The sequence below is a fragment of the uncultured Halovibrio sp. genome (assembly GCF_913056445.1).
In the GTDB taxonomy this organism is placed as follows: domain Bacteria; phylum Pseudomonadota; class Gammaproteobacteria; order Pseudomonadales; family Oleiphilaceae; genus Halospina; species Halospina utahensis_B.
In genome coordinates this window covers 1-16,293 of the sequence record NZ_CAJXMA010000063.1, presented here as the reverse complement: position 1 = coordinate 16,293, position 16,293 = coordinate 1, and the positions used below count along the sequence as shown (strand labels likewise).

Sequence of the window (16,293 nt, the reverse complement as noted above, 5' to 3'; positions counted from 1 at the left end):
CCGACATAGTCGGTCAGCCCGCGCGGTCGCATACGCGCCGCCAGGGGCTGATGCCGCCCGTTGTCAGTGCCGAACAGCCCCTCCTGCATCAGCGGGCCCCATTGCCTCCGCTGCGGATCACATCCACGTCGTCAGGCGCGTCCAGCTCGAAACGCTCATCGGGAATGGATTCATTGAGAACCACATTGCGGAACTGCAGGTCGCTGCGCTGGTCGAGGGAGTCATGCAGCTCCATGCCCTGCAACACACCCTCGCTGTCGAACCGCATACTCAGTTCCAGGAAGAGCGTGTCCTTATCCAGCGGTTCCAGAATGAACCGCTCGCCCTTTCTGGTTGTCTCGCGCCGGATCCGGAAGGTTTCCGACAGGTTGCTCACCTCACCGGAGAGAAGCAGGGCCGGTGTTGAGGCAATGCGTTCTTCAAGGGGATAGATGGTTACCTGGCGCAGATCCGGGTCATAGACACGCACCTTCTCCCCGGAAGTCACAATCTTCTGTTCCATGGGCGGAGCGGTATGCCAGAAGAAATCGCCGCCGCGCCGGGCGCTCAGCTCACCCGTGGTCTTCTGAAGCCGTTCGCCGTCAGGGCTCTGCACCGTCTGCTCAAAATCCGCCCGATAGCTCCTGTAATCCGAAAGGCGTTTACTGAGCAGCTCTGCGGCATCCTCTGTATCAGCCGATTGACCAAAAGCCGGAAGGGCTGCCAGGCAGAGCATGATCAGTGTGATCGGGGTCCATCTTGTCATCATCTAGTCTCTCGGTGGCGGGGCGGCGAGCACCTCGCGGGAACCATTCTGTCCGGCGGCGCTGACGACGCCCGCCGACTCCATGGCCTCCACCAGGTTGGCCGCCCGGTTGTATCCAATCTTGAATTTGCGCTGTACGGAGGAGATCGATACCCGGCCACTCTCGGTGACGAAGGCTACAGCCTCGTCAAAGAGGGCGTCCTGCTCGCTGTCCTCACCCCCCATGGCAGAGATTCCCGGAACACTGTCACTGTCTCCGCCGCTGAGCACGTCTTCCACGTAATCCGGCTCGCCGCGCTGCTTCCAGGCTTCGACAATCCGGTGAACCTCATCATCATCCACAAAAGCCCCGTGTACCCGCTCGGGATTGCTGGAACCCGGAGGCAGGTAAAGCATGTCGCCATTACCCAGAAGCTGCTCGGCACCGCCCTGGTCCAACACCGTGCGTGAGTCCACCTTGGACTGAACGGAGAACGATGCCCTTGTGGGAATGTTCGCCTTGATCAGGCCAGTGATCACATCCACCGAGGGCCGCTGGGTCGCCAGGATCAGGTGGATGCCGGCCGCCCGCGCCTTCTGGGCGATGCGGGCAATAAGCTCTTCCACCTTCTTGCCCACGATCATCATCATGTCCGCGAACTCATCCACAACCACAACGATGTACGGCAACGGCTCGAGTTCCGGGCGTGCGTCCTCGCTGGGGTCCAGCGCGTTCTGCGGGTTCCAGAGCGGGTCCTTTATGGGTTCGCCGCGCTCCCGGGCGTCCCGCACCTTCCGGTTATACCCTTCCAGGTTGCGCACCCCCTGGGACGACATCAGCTGGTACCGCCGCTCCATCTCCGCAACGCACCAGCGCAGCGCATTTGCTGCTTCCTTCATGTCAGTGACGACCGGCGCCAGCAGGTGTGGGATGCCCTCGTAGATCGACAGCTCCAGCATCTTGGGGTCGATCATGATCATGCGCACTTCCTCGGGCGTGGCCTTGAGGAGCATGCTCAGGATCATGGCGTTCACGCCCACGGACTTCCCCGACCCCGTGGTGCCGGCCACCAGCAGGTGTGGCATCTTGCCCAGGTCAGCCACCACGGGCTCACCACCAATGTCGTTGCCCAGCGCCAGAGTGAGAGCGGAACCGGATTTTGAATAGCTGGCCGAGGACAGGATCTCGGACAGCTTCACCATCTCCCGCTCCTCGTTCGGGATCTCGATGCCCACCACAGACTTCCCCGGGATCACTTCCACCACACGGACGCTGTAAACCGCCAGGGCCCGCGCCAGATCCTTCGCCAGATTGGAGATCCGGCTGACCTTCACGCCAGCCGCCGGCTTGATCTCGAAGCGGGTGATCACCGGTCCGGGATTGACCTCGACCACTTCCACGGCCACCCCGAAGTCCGCCAGCTTTTCCTCCAGCAGGCGCGACATGTACTGCAGCGAATCCGCTGAATAGCCCTGTTTCTTATGGGGCCCAGGTTCGTCCAGAAGGCTGACTGGGGGCACGGGACTTTGCCCTTTATCAACCACCTTGCCATTACCCCGGCGACCCCGTTTTCCTTTGTCTTTCTTCTGCTCGGACTCTGGCTGCGCCTTGCCTGCCCCCTGGCCCTGGAAGCGTGTGATCGTCACCGCCTGCTGATCGGCTTCCCCGTCGGGTGCCTCGGGTGCCTCATCAACGGTATCCACCACCAGCGGCAGCGACGGCTGCTCCGATTCCACCTCGTCACTCATTACGGGTTCACGCCGCTGCGGTTCCGGCTTTCCGCATACGGCCCGGTCACGCCTGAACCGCTGCCCCAGACGCTTCAGAAGGCCCGGCGACGGTTCGTCCACGCGCCGGTTCACGATGGGCGGCTCGGTTTTCTTCGGGGCATCCAGGCGGGCCTGGCGCACTTCGCCCGCTTTCCGGCGCATCCGGCCCAGCCCCCCGCTAACGGCACGGCCGCTCCAGGTCACGCCGCGCCCGAGCATCACAGCACCATGCCCGATACGGTCTATCATGGCGATCCAGGACAGGCCTGTTACCAGCGTCAGCCCGAAAAGCGCTATCGCCCCCAGGATCAGTGTGGTCGCCGGCCTGTTGAGCATGGTGACCAGGGTCATGGCCATCTCGCTGCCAAGCACTCCACCGGAGTCCGGGCCCAACCCAAAGAACGAATACAGCCCGAAAAGGCCGCAGCTGGCGGAAATGAAGAGCACAAAACCACCGGTGCGCAGGAAGAACAACGGCCAGTGGAAATCCGGATAGGTGCCACGATTGCGGTAGAGAACAATGGCGCACCAGCCGGCCAGCATTGGGAAGAGCCAGGCGAGTTCCCCAAAGAAGGTCATCAGCAGGCTTGAGAGCCAGGCGCCACTGCGGCCGGCATAGTTGGTGGCGTCCAGTTCATGCCCGATACTGGCCCAGCCGGGATCGGATGGATTGTGGGAGACCAGCGCCATCACCAGATAGACGCACAGCACAATCAGGGCAATCAGCGCGCCTTCACGCCCTCCCTGGGCCAACAGCTCACGGAAGCGGGTCTGGCCGCGATGGCCTGTCTCCTGCTGCGCCTGTCCGGATTTACCCTGTGCCATAGCGTCCACTTGATCCTTTGCCCCAAGTTAAACATGTAATGGCCTGATTCGCCAGAACATGTCCAAGCGGCAACCATTCGTTCAGCCGCCGGAAAGCGCCCGCTCGAGATCCTCGATCAGGTCCTCGACCGATTCCAGGCCAACGGACAGCCGCACAAGGTTTTCCGTGATACCTCCCCGCTCCTTTTCCTCATCAGACAGCCGTCCATGGGTGGTGGTTGCCGGATGGGTAACCGTGCTCTTGGCATCCCCCAGGTTGGCGGTGATCGAGAACAGGTTGAGGCGGTCAATCAGATGCCACGCCTGCTCACGGCCACCTCTGACCCGGAAGGACACCACGCCGCTGCCGCCACTCTGCTGGTGGCGTGCCAGCTCGTTCTGCGGGTGATCCGGCAGGCCGGCATAGAGAACGGTCTCGATGCCCGGCTGTTCACGCAGCCACTGGGCCACTTTCAGGGCATTGTCAGAATGGGCCTTCATCCGCAGCGACAGGGTTTCCAGCCCCTTGAGGAACACCCAGGCATTGAACGGACTCATGGTCGGGCCAGCCGACCGGATCACACCATGGACCTCTTCCATCAGCTGATTGCTTCCGACCACGGCTCCACCCACGCAACGGCCCTGACCATCCAGGTACTTGGTGGCTGAATGGATGACAATATCCGCCCCATGGCGGAACGGCTGCTGCAGAACGGGCGTGCACAGGCAGTTGTCCACCACCAGCAGCGCCTCGTTGCTGTGCGCCAGGGTCGCCAGGGCCTCCATGTCGGCGATTTCCCCCAGGGGGTTGGAAGGGGTCTCGAGAAAGAGCATCCGGGTCTCGGGCCGGATCGCCGCTTCCCACTCCGCCTGGCTGGTCAGGTCCACGAAGGTGGTCTCGATACCGAAACGGGCCATGTACTTCTGCAGCAGAACCGTAGTGGTGCCAAAGACGCCGCGGGAGCACACGATGTGATCCCCCTGCTGGAGCAGGCCCATGAACGTCGCGAGTATCGCGGACATACCCGAGGCTGTGGCTACCCCGCGTTCACCGCCTTCCAGAGCGGCAATGCGGTCCTCAAAGGTGGCGACCGTGGGATTGGTGAACCGGGAATAGATATTGCCCGGCTCATCCCCGGCAAAACGTGCCGCTGCCTGGGCCGCGCTGTTGTAGACAAAGCTGGACGTCGGATACAGGGCTTCGCTGTGCTCAAGTTCCGGCGTCCGCCGCTGACCCGCGCGCACGGCCCGGGTTTCGACCCGTGTGCCGGTCAGATCGGCATGCGGCACCTGCTTGCTGGAATCACTCATGGGTCTACTCGTCGTTATGGATATCGATAACGTCGCTGTCCGCCGTCAGCTCCTTGTTGCGTTCGTTCTTCTTCGCTTCCGAACGCTCTTCTTCCAGGCGCGTCAGGTATTCCTCGGTCACATCCCCGGTGGGGTAATGGCCATTGAACACCGAACAGTCAAACTCGCTGATGGCCTCGTTGCCTTCCCGGGCACACGCCACCAGATCGTCCAGATCCTGGTAGATGAGCCAGTCCGCTCCGATCAGCTCCTCGACCTCTTTTTCGGTCCGGCCATGTGCGATCAGCTCCTTCGCGGCCGGCATGTCGATGCCGTACACATTGGGGTAGCGAACCGGCGGCGCCGCGGAGGCGAAATAGACTTTCCTTGCCCCGGCATCCCGTACCATCTGCACGATTTCCTGGCAGGTTGTGCCGCGCACGATCGAGTCGTCCACCAGCAGCACGTTCTTGCCCTGGAATTCCAGCTCGATGGGGTTGAGCTTCTGGCGTACCGAGCGCTTGCGCATGGTCTGCCCGGGCATGATGAAGGTCCGCCCGATGTAGCGGTTCTTGATCAGCCCCTCCCGGAACTTGACCCCCAGGTCGTAGGCCAGCGGCAACGCTGAGGTGCGGCTGGTGTCGGGGATGGGGATCACCACATCAATGTCATGGTCGGGCATATCGCGCTTGATCTTGCCGGCAAGGGCCTCGCCCATGCGCAGCCGGGACTTGTACACGGAGATGTTGTCGATGATGGAGTCGGGGCGCGCGAAATACACATGCTCGAAGATGCAGGGGTTGAGCTTGGGGGATTCCGCGCACTGCTGGGTGTAGAGACTGCCATCCGTCTCGATGTAGACCGCTTCGCCCGGAGCGATATCCCGGATCAGCTCAAAACCCTGGGAGGCCAGCGCCACGCTTTCAGAGGCGATCATGTATTCCCTGCCTTCGGGCGTCTCGCGTACGCCGAAACAGGCCGGCCGGATGCCATTCGGGTCACGGAATCCCACAATCCCGTAGCCGGTAATCATGGCAATGGCGGCATAGGCGCCCCTGGACCGCCGGTGAACGGTGCGCACCGCGTCAAACACGTCCTCACTGGTCGGATTCAGCTTGCCCTTTTTCTGGAGCTCATGGGCAAAGACGTTGAGCAGAACCTCGGAGTCCGAGTTGGTGTTGATATGCCGCAGGTCGGAGCGGAATACGTCGTTCGCCAGCTCCTCGGTATTGGTCAGGTTGCCGTTGTGCGCGAGGGTTATGCCATAGGGACTGTTGACGTAGAACGGCTGCGCTTCGGCGGAGCTGGAGGTGCCCGCCGTGGGGTAGCGCACATGGCCGATGCCCACATTGCCCACCAGTCGGCGCATATGCCGCGTCCGGAAGACATCCTTGACCAGGCCGTTGTCCTTGCGCAGAAAAAAGCGCTCATTCTCGAAGGTCACGATTCCGGCGGCATCCTGGCCCCGGTGCTGAAGTACAGTCAGTGCATCATAGAGTGACTGGTTGACGTTGGTCGTGCCAACGATGCCAACGATTCCACACATCGGATTGGGTTACTCCGCGGTTGCTGGGGATTGGGATCGGTCTTCCTGCATTTCGATAAGGCGCTTTGCGCCTTCCTGCATGGCCTCTCCGGAGGCGGCACTGGTAGCTTCTGCATCCGGCAGAAGCGCATCGATCTCGTCACCAAGCACATCCCGCGTCCAGGCCTCGACCTTTGCGAGTTCCTGGACGGTGGCCGACTCGCGCCACCAGGTGTCACCAGTGACCGGTGTCATCCGCAGCAGCGCCAGCGCAACCAGCACCACCACCAGACCGCGCGCCAGCCCGAAGAACATGCCCAGGGTTCTGTCGGTGGCACTGAGACCGGTTGCTTCCACCAGACGGCCCAGTGCGTTGTTAACCACAGCACCGACGACCAGTGTGCCCACGAACAGTATGCCGAAAGCCGCGATGAGACGAACCGTGGGATTGCCGACGGTATCCGCCAGCAGCATCTGCATGTTGGGGTGAAAGGTGCGGGCGATCACAAAGGCGCCCACCCAGATCACAAGCGACATGGCTTCCCTGACGAAGCCCCGTTTCAGGCTGATCAGGGTTGAAATGGCGACAATGGCAATAATGACCCAGTCAATCCAGATCAGCGCATCCATCCGGAGGCCCCAGTGCTTTCAGGAAGCGGGCATTCTAGCAGGAATCGGGAAGCCGCCAAACCGGCGTTACTCTTCTCCTTCAACCACCATTGCTTCCAGATTGAACTCGCTCTCGAGCTGCTCCATTGCGGACACTGCTTTCTGTTCATCCACAAAGGGCCCCGCGAATACGCGCGTAAAGGTGCCTTTGTCGTTTTCCACCGTTTCGCTGTGCGCGTCCATCCCCTGATCCCGTACGCTATCACGCAGTTTCAGGGCATTGTCGCGGTTGCTGAAGCTGCCGAGGCGTACCAGCCATGCCCCCCTGAGCGCTCCGCTCTCTTCCTGCTCAACCTCGGGAGTGGGCTCAGCCTCGGAAACAGGGTCGGGCTCCGGCTCATCCCTGGTTGCCGTTATCTTCTCATCACGCGCCCCGTCACGCTCGACCTCGCCTTCATCGGCTGTCGGGATCTCAGGCGCCTCTTCGGATTCCGGCATTTCCGGTTCCCGGGGCTGCTCAACCTCAACCGGTTCCATTTCAGGTTCCGGCGGAACCTCCAGAGTCTGTTCCCGGCGAGCCTGATGCGGTTCGTCGAAAAGCATCGGCAGGAAGATCACAGCCAGACTGACAATGATCAGTGCCCCGATAATCCGCTGTTTGAATCCGTCCAAATCCCTGCGCCTCGGTTGTCTTTGGTTCTGCGCGAGTGTAACCGCTTTGATGAGCCCGGGGCCAGTTACGACCCCAGCAAGGCCAGTGCTTCCGAGACCGTCAGGAAGGATCCGAACACCAGAACGCATCCCTCCTTTCCGGCCGCCTCCCGGGCCGAAGCCAGGGCTTCCCGGACCGACGGGAATGTCCGGATCCGGTCATCCGGTATGACTCCGGAAATCCGGTCACTGACCTGCTCCGCGGTCAGCCCGCGCGGTCCCGGAAGCGGGGCCAGGTGCCAACCGTCAATCACGCCGGCAAGGGTACCCGAAACGCCCTCAATGTCCTTGTCGCCCATTGCGCCATAGACGGCCTGCACCGGTTTCTCCGGAATATCGCTCAGGCGCTGGGCCAGCCAGCGTGCCGCCTGGGGATTGTGCCCGACGTCCAGGATCACCGGCGGCGCACCTTCCAGCCTCTGGAATCGCCCGGGCGGTGCGGGAGCTTCGCGGAGGGTTGCCAACAAGCCGGAATCCGCCTCGAATCCGAGAATGCCATAGGCCTCCAGAGCCGTCTGCTGGGAGGCCGAGAGCCCTCCCTCGCCATCCTCGCCACCGAAATCCCGACCGCGTATGCGCAGCGGGATCCCCTGGGCGGCCGCCTGATCCGTCACGGAGGAAGGCGGATCCGGATCACCGAACAGCGCTGGCCGCCCCGCCCGCAGGATACCGGCTTTTTCATAGCCGATCTGTTCCCGGTCATTACCCAGCCACTGGGTATGATCCAGGTCCACGCCCGTAATGATGGACAGTACGGGGTCCGCCACATTCACCGCGTCCAGGCGTCCGCCCAGGCCCACCTCCAGGAGCGGATACGCCACTCCCGCCTCCCGGAAGAGCCAGAACGCAGCCAGGGTCGTGAACTCGAAATAGGTCAGTGGCACATTGCGGCGCGCCCGCTCCACGGCCGCCATGGCCCTGCAGATGGCCTCATCCGTGGCTTCCTCACCGTCGATGCGGATGCGCTCGTTGAAGCAACGGATATGGGGTGAAGTGTAAGCGCCGGTGCTGTACCCCCCGGCGCGGAGCAGGGATTCCAGGGCTGCAAGGGTGCTGCCCTTGCCATTGGTGCCCCCGATGATCACCACCTGACCGGGCAGGCCTTCCGGCATGAGACGCCGGTAGACGATCATTACCCGGTCAAGGCCAAGCTCCATCTCGCTGGCATGCAATGATTCGAGGTACGCCAGCCAGTCATCCAGGCTGGCATCACTCCGCGGCATTGGCGTCCCCGCTGCCCTCCTCTTCGGGCAGCTGCTCAGCAAGCGGCTCGTGTTCATCCTCCGGCGGCTGCTCGCGACGCTGCAGCTTGGCCAGAACATGGGCGATGCGATCACGCATATCGTGCCGGGAAACGATCATGTCGATCGCCCCGTGCTCGATCAGAAACTCACTGCGCTGGAAGCCTTCGGGGAGCTTCTCCCGAACCGTCTGTTCAATCACCCGCGGCCCCGCAAAGCCCACCAGGGCATAGGGTTCGGCGATGTTGAGATCCCCCAGCATCCCGAGGCTCGCGGAAACGCCGCCAAAGACCGGGTCGGTCAGTACCGAGATGAAGGGGATACCCTTCTCGCGCATGCGCTGCAGCGCTGCCGCGGTCTTGGCCATCTGCATCAGGGACAGGATCGCCTCCTGCATGCGCGCCCCACCACTGGCCGCGAAGCACACCAGGGGCACGTTCTCCTCAATACAGAAGTTCACCGCGCGGACGAATTTCTCGCCCACCACCTGCCCCATGGAGCCACCCAGAAACTGGAATTCGAAGGCTACAGCCACCACCGGCACGTCCTGAACGGTGCCAGCCATGGCCACCAGGGCATCCTTTTCGCCAGTACTCTTCTGAGCTTGGCTCAGACGATCCTTGTAGCGCTTGGTGTCCTTGAACTTGAGGCGATCCACCGGTTCAAGATCCGCCGCGAGCTCCCGGCTGTCCGTGCCGTCAAAAAAGATCTCGAGACGGCGACGGGCATTGATCCGGATGTGGTGCTCGCACTTCGGGCAGACGTTAAGGTTGCGATCCAGTTCCGGGCGGTACAGAAACCCGTTGCACTTGGGGCACTTCTTCCAGAGCCCTTCGGGAACCGTGGAACGCTGTTGTGCGTCCGAACGGATCATCCCGGGCATGATCTTATCGAGCCAGCTGCTCATGAACTGTCCTCCGGCTCAGGGTGTATCAAGGCTGTCCCGCAGGGGCTTCACCAGGGATTTCAACGCCTGGTGCAGTGAATCACCGCCCTCGGGATGCCGGCCAATGCAGTCAACAATAACACTACCCACGATAATAGCATCCGAAACCCGTCCTATGGCGCCCGCTGTTTCCGCATCCCGGATTCCGAAACCGACGCCCACTGGCAGCTCCGTGAGTTCCCGGATGTGGGCAACCCGCTCCTCCACTGCCCCGGCATCAATACTGGCTGAGCCGGTTACGCCCTTGAGCGAGACGTAATAGACGTAGCCGCTGCTGTGTTCCCCCATGCGCCGGATGCGTTCATCCGAAGTAGTGGGCGAGATCAGGAAGATCAGATCCAGACCCTGGGCACGGAACCACGGCACAACCTCCCCTGCCTCTTCGGGCGGCAGGTCCACCATCAGGACACCATCCACACCGGCCTGTGCGGCGCTTTCCGCAAACGCCTCGTAACCCATGGCTTCCACCGGATTCAGGTAGCCCATGAGCACCACGGGGGTTTCCGTATCCGTCTCGCGGAACCGGCGCACGACCTCCAGCACATCACGGCTGGTACAGCCGTTTGCCAGGGCCCGTTCACAGGCCCGCTGGATGACCGGGCCGTCCGCCATGGGATCGGAGAACGGCACCCCGAGTTCGATGAGATCCGCACCGGATGCCACCAGGCTGTGCATGATGCGGAGGGTTTCACCAGTATTCGGATCCCCGGCAGTGATATAGGGAATCAAGCCCTTGCGGCCCTGCTCTCCTAGGGCCGTGAGTCTCTGTTCGATTCGGCTCATGGGTCAGCGCCCCTCCACTTCGATGTTGTCCATGCGGGCGACGGTATCCATATCCTTGTCGCCACGACCCGAAAGGTTGATGACAATGGACTGGTCCGGGCGCATCTGGGGCGCCAGCTTGATAGCCCAGGCAATGGCATGAGCGGTTTCGAGCGCGGGCATGATGCCCTCCACCGCCGTCAATCGCCGGAACCCATCCATCGCTTCGTCATCCGTCACCGATACATAGTTCACACGCCCGATGTCCTTGAGCCAGGAGTGTTCGGGCCCTACGCCAGGATAGTCCAGCCCCGCGGACACAGAATGGGTTCCGGAGATCTGGCCATACTCGTCTTCCATCAGGTAGGTCCGGTTACCATGCAGCACTCCGGGCCTGCCAGCGCTAAGCGGCGCCGCATGCTGACCGGATTCGATGCCGTACCCGCCGGCTTCCACCCCGTACATGGCCACTGATTCGTCACCCAGGAAAGGATGGAAGAGACCGATCGCATTCGAGCCGCCGCCGACACAGGCCACCAGCGCGTCCGGCAGTGCCCCGTTCTTTTCCAGGCATTGCTGTCGGGTTTCACGGCCGATCACTGACTGGAAATCACGCACCATCATCGGATAGGGATGCGGGCCCGCCACCGTGCCGATGATGTAGAAGGTGTCATCGACATTGGTGACCCAGTCCCGGAGTGCCTCGTTCATGGCATCCTTTAGAGTCCTTGTGCCGCCTTCGACCGCTTCAACCTCGGCCCCGAGAAGCTTCATGCGGTAGACGTTGACAGCCTGCCGGCGCACATCCTCGGCGCCCATATAGATCTTGCATTTGAGACCAAGCCTTGCTGCCACTGTTGCCGTGGCAACACCGTGCTGACCCGCGCCCGTTTCCGCGATCACGCGCGGTTTCCCCAGGAACTTCGCCAGCAGTGCCTGCCCAATGGTGTTATTCACCTTGTGCGCACCGGTATGACAGAGGTCCTCGCGCTTGAGCCATATGGAAGCACCGCCCAGCTCACTGCTCAGTCGATCCGCGTGGTACAGGGGGGTGGGTCTTCCCACATAATCCGCCAGATCACTGTTGAACCGGGCGAGGAAATCGGGGTCCTCACGCAGCCGCCGGTATTCGCTTTCCAGATGTTCCAGTGAGTCGATCAGGGTCTCGGAGACAAAGCGGCCCCCGTAGGCGCCGAAATGGCCCCGCGCGTCCGGACTATCCTTGATCTGTTGTTCAGTCAGTTTCATGGGTCAGGGTAACCTCCCGGACGAATTCATTGATGCGCTGGGAACTCTTGATACCCGGCGCCGACTCGACACCGCCGCTGACATCCACAGCCCAAGGGCGGACACGGCGCACCGCCTCACCCACATTATCCGGCGTCAGACCACCGGCCAGAATCAGGGGCAGTTTCCGTGTCTCCGGCAGCCAGTCCCAGTTGAAGGTTTTGCCGGTACCGCCGTAGCGGTCCTCACTGTAAGCGTCGGCAAGCAGGCCGAACGCTCTATCATAGGTACTCTCGGCTGCGGCAACCACCCGGGAATCCCGAACCCTGACCGCGCGGATCCATGGGTGCCCGAACCCCGAGCAGAATTCGGCTGATTCATCCCCGTGGAACTGCAGCAGATCCAGCGGCACTTTTGACAGCGCCTCCCGGACCAGCGACTCAGAGGCATTCACAAAAAGCCCCACTGTGGTCACGAACGGGGGCAGTGCCGCGCGGATCCGTTGAGCCTGTTCCAAGGTGACATGACGCGGACTCCCAGGGTGGAAGACCAGCCCGATGGCATCCACGCCGGCCTGCGACGCCGCTACGGCGTCCTCTTCGCGGGCGATGCCGCAGATCTTGATTCGGGTGCGTGGCAAGACCACCTCCTGCGCCAAAACGCACAGGATAGCGCCCGCGGCCCCACAGACCAAGTCTCAGAGATTCCCGGAAAGCCACCAAGGGCCCAGTCTGGGCCGGGGCACCCCACACTGCTCCGGATAGCCGATATCCACCAGGTAGAGCCCCTGTGGCGGTGCAGTGATACCCGCACGGCGACGATCCCGCTGGCACAGAAGCTCAGCGACCCACTCCGGGTGGCGTTCCCCGTGACCCACAGCCATCAGGGTCCCGGCGATATTGCGCACCATGTGATGAAGAAAGGCATTGGCCGCAATATCCAGCACCAGAAAGGGCCCTTCCCGGTAAACCGTGGCCGCTTCAATACAGCGCCAGGGGCTGTTGGCCTGACAGCCGGCTGCGCGGAAGGCCGAAAAATCCTGTTCACCGGGAAGGTGCTGTGCGGCCTGATGCATGGCATCCGCGTCGAGTGGCGTATGGGTCCACGCCACGCGCCCGCGCAGCAGTGCCGGAGGTGTTGGCGTGTCCAGCATCACGTACCGGTAACGGCGGGAGTGGGCAGTAAAGCGTGCACTGAAATCCGATGCCACATTGCCAGCCCAGTGAACGCGGATGTCGGCCGGCAGAGCACTGTTGATGCCCAGAACCCACGAGCGGATGGCGCGCGAGGCCCCCGTATCAAAGTGCACAAGCTGGTAGCAGGCGTGAACGCCTGAATCCGTACGCCCGGCACAGACTGGCTCTACAGGCTCATTCGCCACTCTGGAGACAGCTGCCGCCAGAGTGCCCCCAATGGTCCGGATACTGCTTTTCTGGTCCTGCCAACCATGGAAGCCACCGCCATCGTATTCGACAACCAGGCCAATACGCCCGGGGCCAGCCGCGATCGCAGTCGTCAGCTCAACGGGGTCCTGCAGCACGGCAGATCAGAGTTCGCTGAGAAGCCGCTGGGCTTCCTGCTGCTGTTCTTCACTGCCTTCACGAGCCACCTCTTCCAGAATGTCCCGTGCGCCGTCCGCATCGCCCATCTCAACATAGGCCCGGGCCAGATCCAGTTTGGTGCCCGCTTCATCCGTGCCCTCAAGGAAGTCGAACTCATCATCACTGTCTTCCGATCCAGTGGACGTGTCGCCTGACTCCATATCGCCCGTCTCTTCCTGGTGTCCCTGGGAGGCCTGTGATTGCTCACCCTCAAGAGCAGCCAGCTCCTCGTCGGAGAGCGCGCTCTCGGCCCCGAGATCCTCCATCTCAGAGTCCATAAGACTCTCTTCCAGCTGATCGGCGGGGGCTTCGTCCTCACCGCCGGAAGCGTCACTGGTTTCCCCGGGCGCTTCGGGTTCTTCGCCAACGCCCTCCTGAGCCACCTCTTCAGCAAGCTCAAGATCCTCGTCCGAGACATCCAGACTCAGGTCATCCAGCTCATCATCACTTTCCGGTGCGGCGGTTTCCCCGGCCGGGGGAGCTGTTTCCCCGGACTCTCCAGCTTCAGCCTCACCATCGGTCACCCGATCAAGTTCCGCATCCAGCTCTTCGAGGAAGGAGTCATCAAAATCCGTGCCGGATGGCGCCTCGGAAGCGGTTTCTGTCGGTTCCTCCCCGGTGTCCAGATCAACATCCAGATCGTCCAGGCTCAGGTCCGTATGCGCATCACTCGCCTGTTCAGTGTTATCACCGGTTTCAGACACGGGTTGCTCAGCGGCTTCAGCTTCCGCATCCAGCTCAGGCACGGACTCTTCTTCCGTCTCTCCCGGCTCCTCCAGCTCCAGATCATCCATGGAGAACCCGAGATCGGCCACATCCTCTTCTGACTCTGAGGCACCCACAGTGTCTTCGCTGGCGCCTGTCGTTTCGGATGCAGCCGGGGTTTCTTCCTCGCCAAGATCGAAGTCGAGACTGAACTCCTCGGACTGCAGCTCCTGATCCCCGCCCTTTTCGGCATGGCTGGTATCGCTGCTTTCCGAGCCGCTGGATTCATCCAGCAGCTCGTCAACGTCCTCGAGGGCGCTGAAGTCAAAACCCTCGTCCTCAAGCGACGCATCATCCTCAAGGGATTGCCCGCCAGTCTCCGCTTCGGAGCCCGTGCCCGTCTTCAGCTGTTCGGTCAGGTCCTCAATGCTGAGGTCCTCGTCAGCGGCCTCCATACGGCTGCGAAGCGCATCCGCCTGCTCGATGGCTTCATCGTCATTGAAGGCCCCGAGCTCGCGATACTGCTTTTCGAAATTCTCTGACTCACCGGCATCGGCATAGACCTCGAGCAGCTTCAGCCGCAGGTCCACGCGGCTGGGTTCCGATGAAATGGCCCCTTCAAGATGCCGGGCAGCCTGCCCGAGACGACCATAGGCCAGGTAGACATCCGCCTCAGCCAGCGCATCCTCGCTGCCCTCGCTGCGCGGTGCCGCCTCTTCACCGGTAGCCTCCGTGGCCGTTTCATCTCCGGCCGCGTCCAGATCCAGTGGGTCCTCAGCCTCAACCGGTTCCTCCGGGTTTTCGGAGACATCCTTCAGCTGGTCGTAGAAAGCCTGTTCCCGCGCCGCATTGCGCCGTGCCAGGCCCCAGAGCAGCGCCAGCAACGCAATGCCCAGTACACCCGCACCGATCTGGTAACGGGGATCATTGATCACGCGCTGAACAACATCACCGGCACTCTTTGGAGCACCCTGACTCTTGGTCTGTTCCGGATCAGGCTGCGCCGAAGCGTCGCCATCATCCGGCTCACCGCCGGAGCTCGCCACTGCGGCCGGGTCAGACTCATCGTCATCGGCGCCCGCTTCCCCGGAACCTGACTCAGCCGTGTCCGATTCGGCCATGGACTCCTCGACAGATTCCTCAGAAGCGACCGAATCCTCGCCCGAATCCCCTTCCGTGGTCTCTCCACCGGAGGCCTGACCGCTTCCGGTCCCGGTTGCATCATCCGCCGCGGTTTCATCACCGTCGGTACCGCCGGTACCTTCCGACTCCGTATCACCAGACGCCTGACCACTCTCGCGTGCCTCGGCAAGCCGCTGTTCCATCTCCGCAAGCTGATCGTCCTTCAACTCGATCAACTGGCTCATGGTATCCAGCTGTTCCTCGAGATCCTTCAGGCGATCCGACAGCTCCTCGCGATCCCTTTCCGCCCGCTCCAGTTCTTCCAGAGCAGCAGCAAGGCGTTCATCACCCTCACCGTCGCCCATGCCGGCCATGGTGCCGTCACCAGCACTGTTCTCACCGTCCGCTACCAGGATCCGCAGTTCATCGCCGCTCTCACCGGATGACGACTGCTGCCCGGTTGCGCCCGCCTGTTGCTGGGATTGATCCGCTCCTCCAGCCTGCTCGGCTTCAGGCGCAGCCGCGGTTTCCGCCTGGCTCTGGCCAGCCTGCTGGTGCCGTTTGTTCTGGGCCATCACCTGCTGGATCGCCTCCTGCCTGGAGCGGGAGCGCATGGCTTCCTCAGAGGGGATGCGCAGGACGCGCCCCCGGCGCAGCTGGTTGATGTTGTTGTTGCTGAACGCATTGGGATTGGCTTCCTGGATCGCCAGCATCACCTGGTGGCGGCTCAGGTCGCTGGACGGGCTGACCTCCCCGGCAATCCCCCAGAGGGTGTCATTGGCACCAGTGGGTCCGTATTCGTCAGGGCTTCCGCCCGTAGCCGAAGTCGCGCTTTCCGGCTGCCGGCGCTCGCTCCGGGCCTCCGGAGCGGCCTGCTCACGTGTCCGGGTATCGCCGCCACCGGTTTCCGCACTCGGCCCAATCGCTTCCGGGCCGGGATCACGGGAGGGGGGATCCACCAGGAAGGAATATTCACGCAACAGCCGCCCATTTGGCCAGGCAAGCTCCACGAGAAAGTTCAGGAATGGCTCCCGGATGGGATCCTCAGAAGTAACGTTAATCCGGAACCCGCCATCGGATTCGATCACGTCAAAATCCAGATCATGGAGAACATCCATGCGACGAAGCCCGGCCCGCTCAAATGCGGACTCCGGTGCCAGCGATACCCGGATCTGGTCTGCGGACAGATCGCCCGGCTCACTCAGCTCGATCTCGGCCCGCAGCGGTTCATTCAGGTTCGTCAGTATTCGACCCTC

At 62.3% G+C, this 16,293-nt stretch carries 13 protein-coding genes; all 13 read right to left on the bottom strand.

Going from position 1 to position 16,293, the window contains the following annotated elements:
* Positions 1-88 precede the first annotated feature (88 nt).
* A complete protein-coding gene (gene lolA / locus QZ501_RS11545) occupies positions 89-748 on the bottom strand; it encodes an outer membrane lipoprotein chaperone LolA (protein WP_295719621.1) in 660 nt (219 codons plus the stop codon).
* Positions 749-3,319, bottom strand: a complete 2,571-nt coding sequence (locus QZ501_RS11540; RefSeq protein ID WP_295719619.1) for a DNA translocase FtsK — start codon at positions 3,317-3,319, stop codon at positions 749-751. It lies immediately after the preceding gene.
* A gap of 81 nt (positions 3,320-3,400) precedes the next feature.
* Positions 3,401-4,609 (bottom strand): O-succinylhomoserine sulfhydrylase, encoded by a 1,209-nt coding sequence (locus QZ501_RS11535; protein WP_151439624.1) that lies wholly within the window; start codon positions 4,607-4,609, stop codon positions 3,401-3,403.
* Positions 4,610-4,613: 4 nt separating this feature from the next.
* Entirely contained in the window at positions 4,614-6,134 is a 1,521-nt protein-coding gene (gene purF, locus QZ501_RS11530) for an amidophosphoribosyltransferase (protein ID WP_160899203.1), read from the bottom strand.
* A gap of 9 nt (positions 6,135-6,143) precedes the next feature.
* Entirely contained in the window at positions 6,144-6,743 is a 600-nt protein-coding gene (locus tag QZ501_RS11525; RefSeq protein ID WP_095616740.1) for a CvpA family protein, read from the bottom strand.
* Between the two features lie 66 nt (positions 6,744-6,809).
* Positions 6,810-7,394 carry an SPOR domain-containing protein gene (locus QZ501_RS11520; protein WP_295719614.1) on the bottom strand — a complete coding sequence of 195 codons (585 nt, stop codon included), beginning with the start codon at positions 7,392-7,394 and terminating at the stop codon, positions 6,810-6,812.
* A gap of 65 nt (positions 7,395-7,459) precedes the next feature.
* Positions 7,460-8,656 carry a folylpolyglutamate synthase/dihydrofolate synthase family protein gene (locus tag QZ501_RS11515; RefSeq protein ID WP_295719611.1) on the bottom strand — a complete coding sequence of 399 codons (1,197 nt, stop codon included), beginning with the start codon at positions 8,654-8,656 and terminating at the stop codon, positions 7,460-7,462.
* Complete coding sequence (gene accD, locus QZ501_RS11510; protein WP_095616738.1) at positions 8,643-9,581, bottom strand: acetyl-CoA carboxylase, carboxyltransferase subunit beta; 939 nt, start codon at positions 9,579-9,581, stop codon at positions 8,643-8,645. Before accD ends, QZ501_RS11515 begins: the two co-directional genes overlap by 14 nt.
* 15 nt (positions 9,582-9,596) lie before the next feature.
* Entirely contained in the window at positions 9,597-10,403 is an 807-nt protein-coding gene (gene trpA, locus QZ501_RS11505; protein ID WP_095616737.1) for a tryptophan synthase subunit alpha, read from the bottom strand.
* Positions 10,404-10,406: 3 nt separating this feature from the next.
* Entirely contained in the window at positions 10,407-11,630 is a 1,224-nt protein-coding gene (trpB, locus tag QZ501_RS11500) for a tryptophan synthase subunit beta (protein ID WP_151439630.1), read from the bottom strand.
* Positions 11,617-12,249, bottom strand: coding sequence for a phosphoribosylanthranilate isomerase (locus tag QZ501_RS11495; RefSeq protein ID WP_295719607.1), 633 nt, complete (start codon positions 12,247-12,249; stop codon positions 11,617-11,619). Before QZ501_RS11495 ends, trpB begins: the two co-directional genes overlap by 14 nt.
* Positions 12,250-12,306: 57 nt before the next feature.
* Positions 12,307-13,149, bottom strand: coding sequence for a tRNA pseudouridine(38-40) synthase TruA (truA, locus tag QZ501_RS11490; RefSeq protein WP_295719604.1), 843 nt, complete (start codon positions 13,147-13,149; stop codon positions 12,307-12,309).
* Between the two features lie 6 nt (positions 13,150-13,155).
* Positions 13,156-16,293 (bottom strand): FimV/HubP family polar landmark protein (locus QZ501_RS11485; protein WP_295719602.1); only part of this gene is annotated, 3,138 nt, incomplete at its 5' end.

Excerpts from the sequence above, each read along its gene's own strand:
- lolA (WP_295719621.1), bottom strand. The coding sequence starts at position 748 with ATGATGACAAGATGGACCCCGATCACACTGATCATGCTCTGCCTGGCA.
- QZ501_RS11540 (WP_295719619.1), bottom strand. The coding sequence starts at position 3,319 with ATGGCACAGGGTAAATCCGGACAGGCGCAGCAGGAGACAGGCCATCGC.
- QZ501_RS11535 (WP_151439624.1), bottom strand. The coding sequence starts at position 4,609 with ATGAGTGATTCCAGCAAGCAGGTGCCGCATGCCGATCTGACCGGCACA.
- purF (WP_160899203.1), bottom strand. The coding sequence starts at position 6,134 with ATGTGTGGAATCGTTGGCATCGTTGGCACGACCAACGTCAACCAGTCA.
- QZ501_RS11525 (WP_095616740.1), bottom strand. The coding sequence starts at position 6,743 with ATGGATGCGCTGATCTGGATTGACTGGGTCATTATTGCCATTGTCGCC.
- QZ501_RS11515 (WP_295719611.1), bottom strand. The coding sequence starts at position 8,656 with ATGCCGCGGAGTGATGCCAGCCTGGATGACTGGCTGGCGTACCTCGAA.
- accD (WP_095616738.1), bottom strand. The coding sequence starts at position 9,581 with ATGAGCAGCTGGCTCGATAAGATCATGCCCGGGATGATCCGTTCGGAC.
- trpA (WP_095616737.1), bottom strand. The coding sequence starts at position 10,403 with ATGAGCCGAATCGAACAGAGACTCACGGCCCTAGGAGAGCAGGGCCGC.
- trpB (WP_151439630.1), bottom strand. The coding sequence starts at position 11,630 with ATGAAACTGACTGAACAACAGATCAAGGATAGTCCGGACGCGCGGGGC.